We start from the raw sequence: 14684 nt of genomic DNA, 5'->3' as shown, positions 1-14684 counted from the left end.
CGAACGTGCATTCTTAGGGCTTGAGATGTACTGCTGGGGAGTCCTTTAAGGTGTAAGTAAGATATTAACAAAAAGCAACAACTTTCGCTATGGGAAACCTATTGCTTTTTGTTAATAGAAAAATTTAATACATTTGTAATATTATTCTCATCAGTTTTTCCTTTTTTCTAAACCTGAAATAAATTGCCAGATGACTTTGTGTTATTCTATAATAGAAGGTATGGAGGATATTATATAATGAGACAGAATTATGATGATCGCAAAATTGTGAAACAGTATCGAGAAATAGCCCGTCAAATCGTTAGAAAAGAGGGCTTATATAAAAATATGGACCAAGATGAACTTCGCGAACAAACGAATTTTTGGCGCGAAAAATTCAAGACAAAACCAATGACTGAACGAGATAAGATTAATATTTTTGCATTAGCAAGAGAAGCGGCAAGTAGAATTATTGGTTTGGATGCCGTTGTCGTTCAATTAATTGGTGCGCTTGTTCTTGGTGATGGCAAAGTGGCAGAAATGAAAACCGGTGAAGGTAAAACATTGATGTCTTTATTTGTGATGTTTATCGAAGTGATGCGTGGCAACCGTGTTCACCTTGTTACTGCGAATGAATATTTAGCAAGACGGGACCGGGAAGAAATCGGACAAGTGTTAGAATATCTCGGTATTTCGGTTGCTTTAAACGAATCTGGTTTAGATAAAGATCAGAAAAAGGCGATTTATACAGCAGATGTCATTTATGGAACAGCTTCTGAATTTGGCTTTGATTATTTACGTGATAATATGGTCCGCCAAAAAGAAGATAAGGTACAAAGTGGACTTGATTTTGTTTTAATCGATGAGGCAGATTCCATTTTAATAGATGAAGCAAGGACTCCTTTACTTATTTCTGATCGTAAAGAAGAAGATTTATCGCTTTATCAAACGGCAAATGAACTCGTGCAAACGATGATGAAAGATGATTATGAAATAGAAGAACATAAGCGTTTTGTCTGGTTGAATGATGCGGGGATTGAAAGAGCTCAAAAATTTTGGGGTGTTGAATCACTTTATTCCGCGGAAGCACAGGTGGAACTTCGAATTACAATGCTTCTAATGCGTGCTCATTTTTTGATGCATAAAGATAAAGACTATGTCGTTCTTGATGGGGAAGTTTTAATTATCGACCCGCATACTGGTCGCGCGCTTCCAGGTCGTCGCTTTAATGATGGACTTCACCAAGCTATTGAAGCAAAAGAAGGCGTGGAAGTAAAAGAAGAATCACGCACACTTGCGACAATTACAATTCAAAACTATTTCCGAATGTATAAAAGACTCTCTGGTATGACAGGTACGGCGAAAACTGAAGAAGAAGAATTTCGGCAAATTTACAATATGGATGTTGTCGTAATACCAACAAATTTACGCGTCAATCGTGAAGATATGCCCGATGACATTTTTTATACGAAAAAGGAAAAAGGAAGAGCGATTGTTTATGAAGTTTCTTGGCGTTATGAAAAAGGTCAGCCAACTCTAATCGGAACTTCTTCTATTAAAAGTAATGAGTGGATTAGTAGTCTGCTTGATGCTGCAGGAATTCCTCACCAAGTTTTAAATGCTAAAAACCACGCCCAAGAAGCGGAAATTATTGCCAAAGCCGGGAAACGCGGCATGGTAACTTTAGCAACGAATATGGCAGGACGAGGAACGGATATAAAGTTAGATCCGGATGTTCATAAACTCGGTGGATTAGCGGTAATCGGGACAGAACGCCACGAGAGTCGTCGTATTGATTTACAATTAATGGGACGTTCTGGTAGACGCGGTGACCCTGGTTTTAGTAAGTTTATGATTTCATTAGAAGATGATTTATTAGAGCAGTTTGAAAGTAAGAGTTGGGAAAAACTGTCTACGAAACTTAAGCGTAAAGCACCTCGTGATGGAAAACCTGTTAACTCGCGTAAAATTCACTCTGTCATTGTAGATGCTCAAAAACGTTTAGAAGGTGCAAATTACGATATTCGGAAAGATTTGCTTTCTTACGATGAAGTAATCGATTTACAACGGAAAATGGTTTATAAAGAGCGCGATCAACTGTTAGAGCGAAATAAACTGGGCGTGTCTTCTGAAAAAATTCTTCGAGAAGTCGCGGAATATTCATTTATTCATCCGCTTGAACTTGAGGAAGAAGAGTTGGAGAAATACTATAGTCGCCAAAAAGAATTACTTGGTGGCACTAAATTCCCAATCTCCTTTGATCAAGTGACATTGATGGATCCAGCTGAAGTAGTGGAAGAAATAGTCTCTTGGCATAAGAAAGAACGTAATAAATTCCCAGTTGAAACAATTACTGCAATTGAAAAAGAAGTGTATTTAAACTTGATGGACCAAATGTGGGTAATGCATCTTGACGCTATGGTTCAATTACGGGAAGGAATTCATTTACGCGCATATGGACAGCAAGATCCGCTCGTTATGTATCAAAAAGAAGGTGCTCAATTATTTGAGAAATTCCAAGCTGACTATCATTTCTATTTTGCACATGCTTTACTTGAATTAGATCCAGATGGATTGATTCAAGGATAAATTACAACTTACGCCTGATTTTTTTCAAATTTATGGGTAATTTAGTGAGAACGAGGGTATTAACCTATATAATAGTAACAAACAAAAATAAATTTAGACAAAAGAAGGTGGAAAAGTGAAGGGGACATTAACAAAATTCAAACAGTTTTTTATTGAGAACAAGTTTGTACTAGGATTATTAATTTTCTTGCTAGTAGCGCTTGATATTTATGTATTAACGAAGATTGCCTTTATTTTTGATCCACTAATGGTAATTCTTAAAACCGTTGCTGCGCCAATTATTTTAGCGGGGATTTCCTATTACTTATTTAACCCAATAATTGACTGGCTTGAGAAAAAAAAGTGGAAGCGAGGCTGGGCAATTGCCTTGTTATACTTAGTAATTATCGGTTTAATCATTCTATTATTTAGTTTTGTTATTCCAGCAGTGAAAGATCAAATTGTTAGCTTATTTAAATCTTTCCCAGGTTATTGGGATCAAATCACCCAAAAATTTGACGAATTTAGTCGTTCGAGCTTGTTTGATCAAATAAAAGATAAATTAAGCACTAATATGAGCGATATTATGAAAACTCTTTCGACTAAAGGAACTTCCGTTATTAATAGCGCGATTACAAGTATTGGAAGTATTGTTGGAACGGTTACCGAAGTTGTACTAGCAATTGTAACTACACCGCTTGTATTATTTTACTTATTAAAAGATGGGAAAAAATTACCAGATTTCCTATTAAAAATGTTGCCTGTAAATGGTCGTGCGCATACTCGCCAAGTACTTGGTGAAGCAAACCACCAAATTAGTTCTTATATTCGTGGACAAATTATTGTTAGTTTATGTATTGGTATTCTGTTATTTATCGGTTATTTAATTATTGGCTTACCATATGCATTAACGCTTGCGATCATTGCCGCATGTACTAGCATTGTTCCATATTTAGGACCAGCTATCGCAATTACACCAGCTATTATTATCGCAATTGTAACTTCTCCTTGGTTATTAATTAAATTAATTATTGTATGGTGTGTGGTTCAATTATTAGAAGGTAAATTTATTTCGCCTCAAGTAATGGGTAAAACATTAAAAGTACACCCTATTACAATTTTATTCGTTATTTTAGTAGCCGGAAATCTTTTCGGTATACTCGGAGTTATCTTTGCAGTACCAGGTTATGCTGTGCTTAAAGTAGTTGTAACACATGTATTTATCTGGTTCAAACGAGTTTCAGGGCTTTACGGAGAACAACCTGAGAGTGAGTATGTTGTAACGCCCCCTGAAGAAAAAGAATAAAACTAACAAGAGTTCTATTAGTTAGAAAGGTATTTTCTAGCTTAATAGGGCTCTTTTTTTGATGATTAAAAGTGTTCACAGAAAAGACATAATTTTTTTCTTTACAAGATGAGTCCGGTAATAGAGCGGTTTTTGTGTAAAATTTTTAACATTTACTAAAAAGAATGTGATAAAATTTATTATTTTTCATAAGTTGTACATATTTTTGAAGCTCTTTTCGTCATAATATAAAGATAACGCATGACGAAAGGAGAAACAAAATGATTTTCAAAAAAACATTAATTGTAGGATTAATTGGCATAACTTCAGTCACACTTTTTGCACCGTCTGCTTTTGCAGTATCTTCAGAAGGGGATTCAAAAGCATCAATTAAATTTAAAGCAGGAACTGGGGTAGTTAATCCGGTTGACCCAGAAGATCCAACGAAACCGATAGATCCATTAGACCCAAGTAATCCGACTGATCCGGGAACTGGAAATACTGGTTCGCTAACAATGGATTATGTATCTTCTGTGAATTTCGGTGAACATGAAGTATCCACTACGGAACAAAGCTATTCTTCCACTTCAAGAAAACCGTTTATTCAAGTATCTGACCGCCGCGGAACAGGTGCTGGTTGGAAGGTTACTGCAACAGCAACTGCCTTTAAAGACGAGGATGGAGCAGCTTCACTATCAGGAGCTAAACTATCATTTAAAAACGGAGAAACAGTTTCTTCAAGTACAACGGCAACAACGCCAACTGCTGTTCAAACAGTAGAACTACCGGCCGATGGAACTTCAATTGTAAATGTTGTTTCGGCAAAAGAATCTGAAGGTATGGGGACTTGGGTTAATCGTTGGTTTGGCGCGACACCTAATGATGCAGCTAGCTTAAATGACAATGTTAAGTTAACGATACCAGCAGGAAGTGCAACTTTAGGAGACCATGAAGCAACAATTACATGGACACTATCTGACGCACCAGGTGTTTAAAAAATTTGCGTTTAGAATTTCATTTCTAGACGCAAAATTTTTATTAAAGACGATGAAAGGAAGGTTTAATTGAAAAAAAGTTTTCTTAGCATATTATTCCTTGTTCCATTATTAGTGACGTTCGGCAATTTTACAGAAGCAAAAGCAGCGGAGGGAGATGTCGGCTATTCCGTTCAAGCTAATATTCCCGCCAATCAAATAGACAAAAAACAAACCTACTTTGACTTGAAAATGAAACCAAACCAAAAGCAAACAGTAGAAATAGATGTAATGAATAGTTCAAATGAAGAAATTCAAGTAGAAGCATCCGTCAATTACGCGTCAACCAACCAAACTGGTGTGATTGATTATACGAAAAACGACCTTTCTAAAAAAGACAAAAGCCTGAAGTACCCATTACCCGCATTAGCTACAATACCAGACGACCAAAAACTTCTAACGATACCTGTGAATGGCAAAAAAACCGTTCAAGTTACGATTGAAATGCCAGACGAATCAATCGATGGAGTTGTTTTGGGCGCAGTACAGTTCAAAAAGAAAAATCAAACGGAGACCAAAAAAACAAAAGGTGTCTCACTTAAAAATGAATATTCCTATATTGTTGGTATGCAGTTATCTGAAACCGACAAACAAGTCAAACCACATATGAATTTATTAAGTATTAAACCAACTCTTATCAATTATCACACAGCGATAGTTGCCAAATTACAAAACGACCAACCAGTTATTATCAAAAACCTAAGCATTGATGCAAAAGTGTATCAAGATGGCTCGAATAAAATGCTATATCAAACTAAAAAGGCAGATATGACGATGGCACCAAATTCCAATTTTGACTTCGGGATTGATTGGGAGAATAAACCGTTAAAAGAAGGTAAATACAGATTAAAAATGACTGCTACAAATGGCGTAGAAACTTGGAATTGGGATGAAACATTTACGATTGGTAAAAAAGATCAAGATTTAAATAAAGAAGCAGTGAATTTGAAACAAACGAGCCAGTGGTTGTATGTTGCGATTGCTGCAGGTGTTTTACTTATAGTATTAATTATTATTCTAGTAATTAGAAAACGAAGAAATAACCAAGAAAAATAAAGAAAGGAGCTGGCACATTGGCTTTCAAAAAATTAATGATTGTATTGACCATAGCGGCTCTTTTTCTAAGTTTTAACCTAGTAGTAGATGCTGAAACGGGTAGTGATAATTTAGCAGCAAATGAAGCGGTAGTCACTAATTTCGCGGAACTGAAAGCTGCCATTTCAGAAGATAACGGGATTGATACTGTTTATTTAGGAGCAGATGTTGAATTATCTGGAGGTATTATCATCCCAGCTTCGAAAAAAACTTTTACTTTATCAGGAAAAAATCCAGCAACTGGTGAAATTCACACGTTAACAGAGACAATGGCATCATCTGGGGCGCAGAGCAGTGTCATCACAGTTAACACAAATACAGGCACAAAAGAAACCACGTTAAAAGATATCAATGTTATTGGGAAAAACTACTATGGAACTATTTCGGTTTACGGGGCTGCAAAAGACGTCGTTCAAAACTATGAAAATGTTCATTATCAAGGTCCGCAAATGATTTATAATTTAAATGGAGTAGCTAATTTCAAAGGGACAAATGATATAACGATTGCCTCCGTTGTAAGCGGATCAGCAGCAGTCAATGAAGTTGCGGAAATTAAAGGAGTAAACGTTTCTGGAAAACTAAATATTAATCACGCAAGCGGCAATGGGAATAGTGCGTTTTGGTTTGGTGGCGGAACAGCTGATGTCAATACTTTTACAGTTGAAGAAAATGCAGATGTAACCATACTTTCTAACGGAACAGGAATGTTTTATCGCTCAGGAGCAAAACCAATTGATATTGATGTAAAAAAGAATGCGAAATTAAATATTACCTCTAACAATAATATTTTTCGAGATACACCAGGTGGGGCGGTTAAAATTGCTGAGGGCGCCGATGTGACAATGACAAAAACGGCTGGCTCTAATCCACTTCTTTGGTCAGCGGATAATATTACCGTCAGTCCAAATGCTCGCTTAATCTTAAATAAAACAGGCGGAACTGGCTATATTATCCAATTTTATAATGCAACCGCGAAATTAGACATTCAGGATCCTCTAAGCTTTTTGGTTGCGACGAATAGTAATACACCGATGTTTTACTGGCCTTATGCAAATACATTTAATTTAGACGCACAATTGGTAAATTACTGGAATACAGCTGGAGCAATTGATCGGACAGACCAACCAGCACAAATTTTTAATTTACCGAGTGGGGAAAATGTTACTGGGAGTCTAACTTATTCAGGAACAACAACAAAAATTCTGTCTACTAATGCTGGAATGACGCCAACTAAGTTCAATCAAAATACGGCGCGTATGATTGCGATGGGGCGCCTTGAAGGAACGATAAATCCAGTGACGGATGGAGAAAGTGAAGTCACCGGAACAGCGACACCAAATGCATTTGTTAATATTGCGTATACAGAAAATGGTGAAAACAAGCTATTATCAGGACAAGCAGATGACACGGGCAATTATCGAATTGCTATCCCGAATGGCTTTATTAAACCTTACACTGATCTAGTAACAACAATTACACAAGACCAAAAGCGAATTACATTAGATCCGGTAACTGTAAAAGATGTGACTCCTCCAAGCGGAGATGCTGTTCCGCAAGTTTTAAACATAGGGGATTCGCTCCCAGATGCACATCATTTAGTTACGAACATTACTGATCACTCAGATGGTACGACAGGTGAAGGTGTTACTATTACCATACTAAATGAACCAGATACGAATGTTTTTGGACCAACAGAAGCAATTGTTAGATTAGAAGACAAGGCGAATAATTACGCTGATATTCATGTGCCAGTTTTTATTAAAGATGATTTGACAGAAATTCAAGATGAGCAAGCATTACGAGCAAAAGATTTTTCCGTAAATGTAAAAGACCTTATTAATCTTAATGATGAAGAAGTGAAACAATTCATTCTAGATAAATCGGAAGCAAAAGCATTCAATATCGTAACCGGTAAAGATTTAACGCCAGATGTGAAAGTAACAAGCACAAATCTAAAAAAAGAAACCGGAACCTACACAGCCACCATCCAAATTGGAACTTTGACTAAAGAAATTACCATTCAAGTAACTGGTGAGCTGAAATTCAACCATGTGCCAGCAACTATGTCTTTTGAATCAATCGAACTTAATAATCAAAAAAGTATCGCGAAACGAAACACGGATTTTGATTTATCTGTACTTGATTCACGAGGAGCAGGTAGCAAGTTCAGCGTGACAGCATCAGTGAAATCACCGCTAACTTCAACAACGAATCCAGCACACACATTACCTAATGGGCTTATTTTCATTGATAATAATGGCGAGAAAAAGCCGCTTTCAGAAGAACCGATTACTATTTACCAGTCCAATGCGACGGATGACATGATTGTTCCCATTACGTGGGCAGAAAATCAAGGCATCCTTGTAGAAGCAGACGCGGCGCACGCTTATACGGATGAGGACTACGAGACAACAATTGAATGGACATTGACGGATGCTCCGTGAAATGTAAAACTTATATAAATTTTAATAGTAAAAAAGCTCACTAAATTTAGTGAGCTTAAAAAAATATATGTATGTTAGCCTGAAGATCTTAACTTACTTATTGGAATTACTATTTAAAATATCTTCAATGGTAGGATCTATTCCATTATCAATTAAATTTTTCACTTTATTTTGTGCATCAAAGCGATTCACACAATTAGCGGTGTAGTTTAAAATTTCAGCTGCAGCTATCAAGCTGTCATAATCAAATAATGCATCATCGCTCTTTAAAATTATGTAAGCAATTTCACTAAAATTATCATAACTATTCCAATGGAAATCTCCACGAACGCCAATAGCAAGTTTAGTTAAAATACTTAATGATTTTTTGGGGCCGCTTATCAATAATTTTCGTAAAACACTTTTTGCATGGTTTTCTTCAGCTAATATATCAGATAGTTCAGAGTCATTTAATGAAAGAAGAAATCCCGCAACCTCATCATCATAAATATCTTGCCTTATCTTTGACATAATTTTTTCTGTATAATCTTCTTTGTCCTTTTGAATTAAAAATGACTTTATTTCGTTGTGTAGTTTCTCTGCATCTTCATAACGATAGCTTGGATCAGTTGCTATCGACTTATTAGTAAACTGAGCTAGTGAATGATTAACATTTTCAGGATCTTTAGTGAAAATAAAATTAATTATTTTACCTAAACTAAAAACATCAGAACAAAAATTTGCATCAGATAAGTTGTTCAATTGTTCTGGAGCCGCGTATCTATATTGTCCCAAGCTACGAGTGTATTTTGTTTGATGGGAATATTTGTCATTGAAATTCTTCCCGATTCCAAAGTCAGCAATATAAATCTTAGAATCATCAATTAGAATATTATTAGGACTTAAGTCTCTATGAATTATTTCTTTTTTGTGAACTTGGCTAATTGTACTTAATATTCTCAACACAATTTCAAGTTTATACTCAATATTTAACTCGTTTTGATGTATAAAATCATAAAGGTTAGTTTCACAGTACTTCATCTTATAACTATATTCCTTAGGATTGTAGTCAGAAATTGATATAATCCCATCTATATCTTGCAAGGATTCTGTAATTTCATATTCTCTATTAAATCTGTGTGTAATACTATAATCAGTTTTAAATTCATCTTTCAATTTTTTAATTGCAACCGGATGATTTTCAAATCTATATACGGTTGCAAACCCTCCAGATCCTATCTCTATTAAATTTTCTTGAATAGGAGTTAAAAAAATTTTATCGTTTTTGTGTTCTATTTTAAGGTCAACTTTATCAAAAATTTCATTAAAGCGATTAATTCTTATTAATATTTCTTCTTCTATTGTATTTCTATTACATTTTTCATACACTCGAAGAAATTTACTTGAAAGAATAATTGAAAAGAATTCCTCTAAAGTATTTTCTCTTTCTAATCGTTCTAATTTGTCCGAAACATAATATTTCCTAGATGGAAAACCTTGCCCATAAGAATCATCTTCATCAAAGTATTCATTAAAGAACTCTACTAAATCTGACCCCCTTTTGTATGAGTATGAACTTCCTTCGCTATCTCCAATAAATTCTTCTGCTATTTCTTTTAGTATACGACTTGAAATCATTCTATTTTCACCTCAGTATTTATTGTATCATGTACTTTATTCTTTTAGAAGATAGATATATTATAAGCCCTTTGTTTTTCTATATATAGTCGTTTCTCGTATAATAACGATAAGTAATATGCGAAAGGTGGAAGCAAATGACTTCAGTAATGTGGTTTCGTAGAGATCTTCGAGTAAATGATAATAAAGCTCTCTATCATGCCTGTAAAGAAGAAGATTTAATTTTGTTATTTCAAGTAAATCCAGAACAATTTATCAAAGGAAGCCCTAGTCACCAAGCATTTTTCGCGAGTGTAGCTCATTTCCAACAAGAGCTAAATAGAAACACCCATTTGCAAATCATGTTTGGCGAGCCAATCGAGCTCTTAAAACAGTTAAAAGAAAAAATACCAACTTGGGATAAAGTTTTCTTCAACCGGGATGAAACAGGCTACGGAGCGAGTCGAGACGAGGCTGCCCGAGCATTCTTTGCTGGTAAGGAAATCACAGTTCACAGCTATCATGATAGTTACCTTCATTCAGCCGAAGAAGTGAAAAAATCCGCCACAGAATACTACAAAATTTTCACTCCTTACTACAAAAAATGGCGCGAAGAAATAAAAGAAACGCCTTTAAAAGTCACTTTAAAACTAGAAAATATTAGGAAAGAAAGCTTATTTCCAAAATATGAGGAACAGTTTAGAGAACTGATTCAAGATTTACCGGCCTTTGATTCCGGTGAAAAAGCAGCGAATACGAGACTTGCAAACTTTGTAAAAGAAGATTTAGCAGACTATGACAAAGCAAGAGACGTCCCAGCGCTTGATAAAACGAGTCATTTATCACGCTATTTACGAACGGGAGAGATTTCGATTCGTACGGTTTGGCAGGCACTTCAAAAAGAAGAAGCTACAGAAGGGCGAGCAACATTCGAAAAAGAACTGTGCTGGCGCGACTTTTATAATATGATTTATGTTTCTTTTCCAAAGCAAAAAAATGAGCCTATTCAAGAAAATTATCGTTTTATTGAATGGGAGAATAATCGCGAATTTTTCAAGAAGTGGCAAGACGGGCAAACCGGTTTTCCGCTTGTCGATGCTGCGATGCGCCAATTAAAAGAAACCGGCTGGATGCATAATCGCCTAAGAATGATTACGGCTTCCTTTTTAACGAAGGATTTACTAATTGATTGGCGTTTTGGCGAAAAATATTTTCAACAAATGCTAATTGATTATGACCCAGCGAGTAATATTGGTGGTTGGCAGTGGGCGGCTTCGACTGGAACAGATGCAGTGCCGTACTTTAGAATTTTTAATCCAACAACCCAATCGGAAAAATTTGATCCAGATGGTACATTTATTCGGAAATATGTAAAGGAATTACGGGATTTGCCTGATAAATTCATTCATCAACCAGAAAAAATGTCTGAAACAGAGCAAAAAGAGCATGGTTTGATTTTAGGAAAAGATTATCCGCTTCCGATAATCGACCATAAAGAGCGACGAAAATTAGCGATTGCGCGATATGAGTTTAGCAAGGAGCATTCTAGGGGAAATATATAGATAATGAATCAATCATTGCGTTAAATGATTGATTTTTTTATGGCAGAAAGTAAGAAGAGTGAGTCTTGAGCAATCTTTTAGGAGTAAGAACCTAGGTATGTTAAAATTCACTTATCAAGTGATAAGGGGGAGTCGAAATGGCGCAATTTTTAAAGCTATTTGTAACGAGTGCTGTAGTTTTCTTAGTTTTTGATCTTTTTTGGTTACTCGTAGCTTCTAAGAAAATGTATCAGCAGTTTATCGGGGAGTTAATGGGGGATGTAAGGCTTGCTCCAGCAGTAATTTTTTATTTTATTTATGTAGTTGGGGTTACTTTTTTCGTATTAATGCCTGGAACGGAGAAAGGTAGCTTAGGTTATACGATTTTAGCCGGAGCATTATTTGGTTTAGTTTGTTACGCTACGTATGATTTGACGAACCTAGCAACATTAAAAGATTGGCCAATTACGATGACAATTATTGATCTTATTTGGGGAACGGCTGTGACGACTGTGACTTCCGTAATTGTCTATTTCATTAATATGCACTTCTTCTCAGGAGGAGGTTCACTTTGAAGGAGTCGGAGAGCAAGCTTCTATTACAAAGCATGTTGAACGGGGCAGCTGAAGTAATCAGTAAAAAAGATGAGCTAAATCGAATTAATATTTTTCCCGTAGCAGATGGTGATACAGGAAGTAATTTAGCTTCTTTAATGCAAGCGATTATTGATAATGTTTCGCCACGAGAATATTCCACGAAAGAACTACTTGAAGAAGTGGCCAGCGCAGCACTGATAGGAGCACGTGGCAATTCTGGAATGATTTTTGCCCAATATTTAAATGCGGTTGCGGAAAGCTATCATCATTTGGAATCTACCTTTGATGGACTAGTCGAGGCGTTTCAAAAAGCAGTTCATAAAGCCTATGAAGCGTTATTAGATCCAAAAGAAGGTACTATTTTATCGGTGATGAAGGCTTGGTCTGAGGCACTTGCTGGGACATATGAGCAAGAACGTTCTTTTCAACAATCGCTCTTAAATGCGCAAAGAGTTGCGGAACAAGCGTTAATTAATACAGAATTTCAAATGGCTATTTTACGTAAGAATCGGTTAGTTGATTCGGGGGCGAAAGGTTTTTATTACTTCATTGCCGGGCTGACCAATGCTTATTGTGGGGGAACAGTTTCTACGCCAAATAATTATGTGGAGCAGGAAACACCCCAAGAACACACTCATTTTGAGACAAGTGAACCGATTTATCGCTATTGTTCTGAATTTATTATTAAAGAAGCGACCATTTCTCATCAAACATTACGTGAAATCCTTGCACCAAAAGGGGATTCCTTAGTGATTGCAGGGAATGAAAAACAAACAAAAATACACATTCATACAAATGAACCACAAGAAATATTAAGTTTACTATCAGAATTTGGAAAAATGACTTATCAAAAAGTAGATGATATGCGGCTTCAATATGAGGTAACAAAAAATCCACGAGCAAACATCGCGATTGTAACCGATTCGATTGCTGATTTACCCGAAGATTTCTTGTTAGAACATCAAGTGCACGTTTTACCGATGAATATTTTAGCCGGGGAAGAAAATTTTCTCGATAAATTAACAGTTGGACCAACTTTGATACAACAAAAACTAACGCAGCAACATAAAATGAGCACGGCGCAACCTACCATTCGAACAGTCGACGCATTATTATCGTTCTTAGAAAATAAGTATCAACATGTACTAGTTATTGCAGTTTCAGCTAAATTAAGCGGGACGTATCAGCTAATCAAGCAACGAATTAAAGCGCGCGATTTGTCGCCGGAATGGATTCGAGTTATTGATTCCAAGTTGAATTCCGTTGCTCAAGGGCTTTTAGTGAAACAAGCAGTGGAGTTAGTGGAAGCTGGAAAGCCTTTTGATGAAGTTACTCAGAAAATCGAACAGTTAACTGCTCAGACATTTATTTATGTTGCAGTGGCAGATTTGGCGCCAATGGTTGAGTCTGGTCGGATACCGCGAATTTTAGGTAAGTTGGCACAGAAACTTTCATTATATCCGATTGTCAGTCTGGACAGAAATGGCGAAGGGAAATTGATAGGCGTGTCATTTAGTCAAAAACAAAGTATGAAAAAAATCATTAAAAAAGTTGCAAAATTACAACTGAAAGAGCTTGCTATTACGCATGTTTCTTCAGAACATGACGCGAAACTTTGGCAGAAAGAACTTGAGGCGAAAATAGGAGGAAGTAGCTATTTAGTGGATAGTTCAGCTGCAATTGCCATCAGTGCCGGACTTTCCAGTGTCGCGGTCGCAGGGATTAAAAAGGAGGAAACAATATGATGTATTGGATAGTAGCACTCGCTTTACTTGTCTATTTTGTACTTTGGTTTATCATTTCAAAAATAAAAGGTAAATATTCATTAGTAGATATTGCTTGGGGCGGGGGATTTGTTGTTGTTGCTTGGACCGGATTTTTAACTACTTTTAATGTAACGATGCAAAGTTTGACGATTCTTATTTTAGTTACTTTATGGGGTGTACGTTTATTTTGGCATTTAGCACGTAGAAATTGGAACAAGCCAGAAGATTATCGCTACGTTAATATGCGCAAACGCTGGGGAACGACATTGGTTAATTTAAAAGCCTTTTTAAATGTTTTCGTTTTGCAAGGTGTTCTCTTATTTATTATTGCTTTACCAATCACGCATACTTTTGCTAATGAATCAGCGGAATTTACTTGGTGGCAAATTGCAGGAATTGTAATATGGATTATCGGTTTTGTGTTTGAAGTTGGTGGCGATCTCCAGTTAGAAAACTTTAAAAAGAACCCAGCTAATAAAGGAAAACTACTAACGACAGGTTTTTGGTCTGTTACAAGGCATCCTAATTATTTCGGCGAAGCTCTTAGTTGGTGGGGTGTATTTTTAGTCGCTTTTACACAAATAACAGATCTTTGGCTAATTACTAGTCCTATTGTTATCACCTTATTATTACTATTTGTTTCCGGCGTCCCACTACTTGAAAAAAAATACCAAGACCGCGAAGACTTTCAAAATTATGCCAAAAAAACCTCTAAATTCTTCCCTTTTATTGGTAAAAAAGGTCTGTAAAAGTACTGATTTAAGTAGGAAGGTGCTATTA

At 36.1% G+C, this 14684-nt stretch carries 10 protein-coding genes; 9 read left to right on the top strand and 1 reads right to left on the bottom strand.

Translation table 11 applies throughout. The annotated features are described in order from the left end of the window. Positions 1-237 precede the first annotated feature (237 nt). From secA2 to AC4PG8_RS05315, 5 genes are all read left to right on the top strand, one after another. Entirely contained in the window at positions 238-2568 is a 2331-nt protein-coding gene (secA2, locus tag AC4PG8_RS05335; RefSeq protein ID WP_045554414.1) for an accessory Sec system translocase SecA2, read from the top strand. 115 nt (positions 2569-2683) lie between these two features. Continuing rightward, positions 2684-3853 (top strand): AI-2E family transporter, encoded by a 1170-nt coding sequence (locus tag AC4PG8_RS05330; protein WP_003760732.1) that lies wholly within the window; start codon positions 2684-2686, stop codon positions 3851-3853. Between the two features lie 260 nt (positions 3854-4113). Then, complete coding sequence (locus AC4PG8_RS05325) at positions 4114-4827, top strand: WxL domain-containing protein (RefSeq protein ID WP_070753547.1); 714 nt, start codon at positions 4114-4116, stop codon at positions 4825-4827. A 69-nt stretch (positions 4828-4896) separates the two neighbouring features. Further along, positions 4897-5922, top strand: coding sequence for a WxLIP family cell surface protein (locus AC4PG8_RS05320; RefSeq protein ID WP_492170110.1), 1026 nt, complete (start codon positions 4897-4899; stop codon positions 5920-5922). 17 nt (positions 5923-5939) lie between these two features. Further along, entirely contained in the window at positions 5940-8405 is a 2466-nt protein-coding gene (locus AC4PG8_RS05315) for a hypothetical protein (RefSeq protein WP_492170109.1), read from the top strand. 93 nt (positions 8406-8498) lie between these two features. Here AC4PG8_RS05315 and AC4PG8_RS05310 read toward each other — a convergent pair whose 3' ends face one another. After that, positions 8499-10022, bottom strand: coding sequence for a protein kinase domain-containing protein (locus AC4PG8_RS05310; RefSeq protein WP_492170108.1), 1524 nt, complete (start codon positions 10020-10022; stop codon positions 8499-8501). A 137-nt stretch (positions 10023-10159) separates the two neighbouring features. Between AC4PG8_RS05310 and AC4PG8_RS05305 the strand changes: the two genes are divergently transcribed. The 4 genes from AC4PG8_RS05305 to AC4PG8_RS05290 all read left to right on the top strand — a co-directional run bounded on the left by AC4PG8_RS05305 (position 10160) and on the right by AC4PG8_RS05290 (position 14653). Further along, positions 10160-11563, top strand: a complete 1404-nt coding sequence (locus tag AC4PG8_RS05305) for a cryptochrome/photolyase family protein (protein WP_492170107.1) — start codon at positions 10160-10162, stop codon at positions 11561-11563. Between the two features lie 137 nt (positions 11564-11700). Beyond that, positions 11701-12117, top strand: a complete 417-nt coding sequence (locus AC4PG8_RS05300) for a DUF2177 family protein (RefSeq protein WP_070753544.1) — start codon at positions 11701-11703, stop codon at positions 12115-12117. Between the two features lie 32 nt (positions 12118-12149). Beyond that, entirely contained in the window at positions 12150-13883 is a 1734-nt protein-coding gene (locus AC4PG8_RS05295) for a DAK2 domain-containing protein (protein ID WP_160464366.1), read from the top strand. Then, positions 13883-14653 (top strand): DUF1295 domain-containing protein, encoded by a 771-nt coding sequence (locus AC4PG8_RS05290; RefSeq protein WP_492170208.1) that lies wholly within the window; start codon positions 13883-13885, stop codon positions 14651-14653. Before AC4PG8_RS05295 ends, AC4PG8_RS05290 begins: the two co-directional genes overlap by 1 nt. The last annotated feature ends 31 nt before the right edge of the window (positions 14654-14684 follow it).

It is taken from the genome of Listeria sp. MAN/IMW/UF555 (assembly GCF_058684075.1).
Note: the sequence above shows the minus strand (reverse complement) of the source record. Positions and strands in the feature narration are given on the sequence as shown.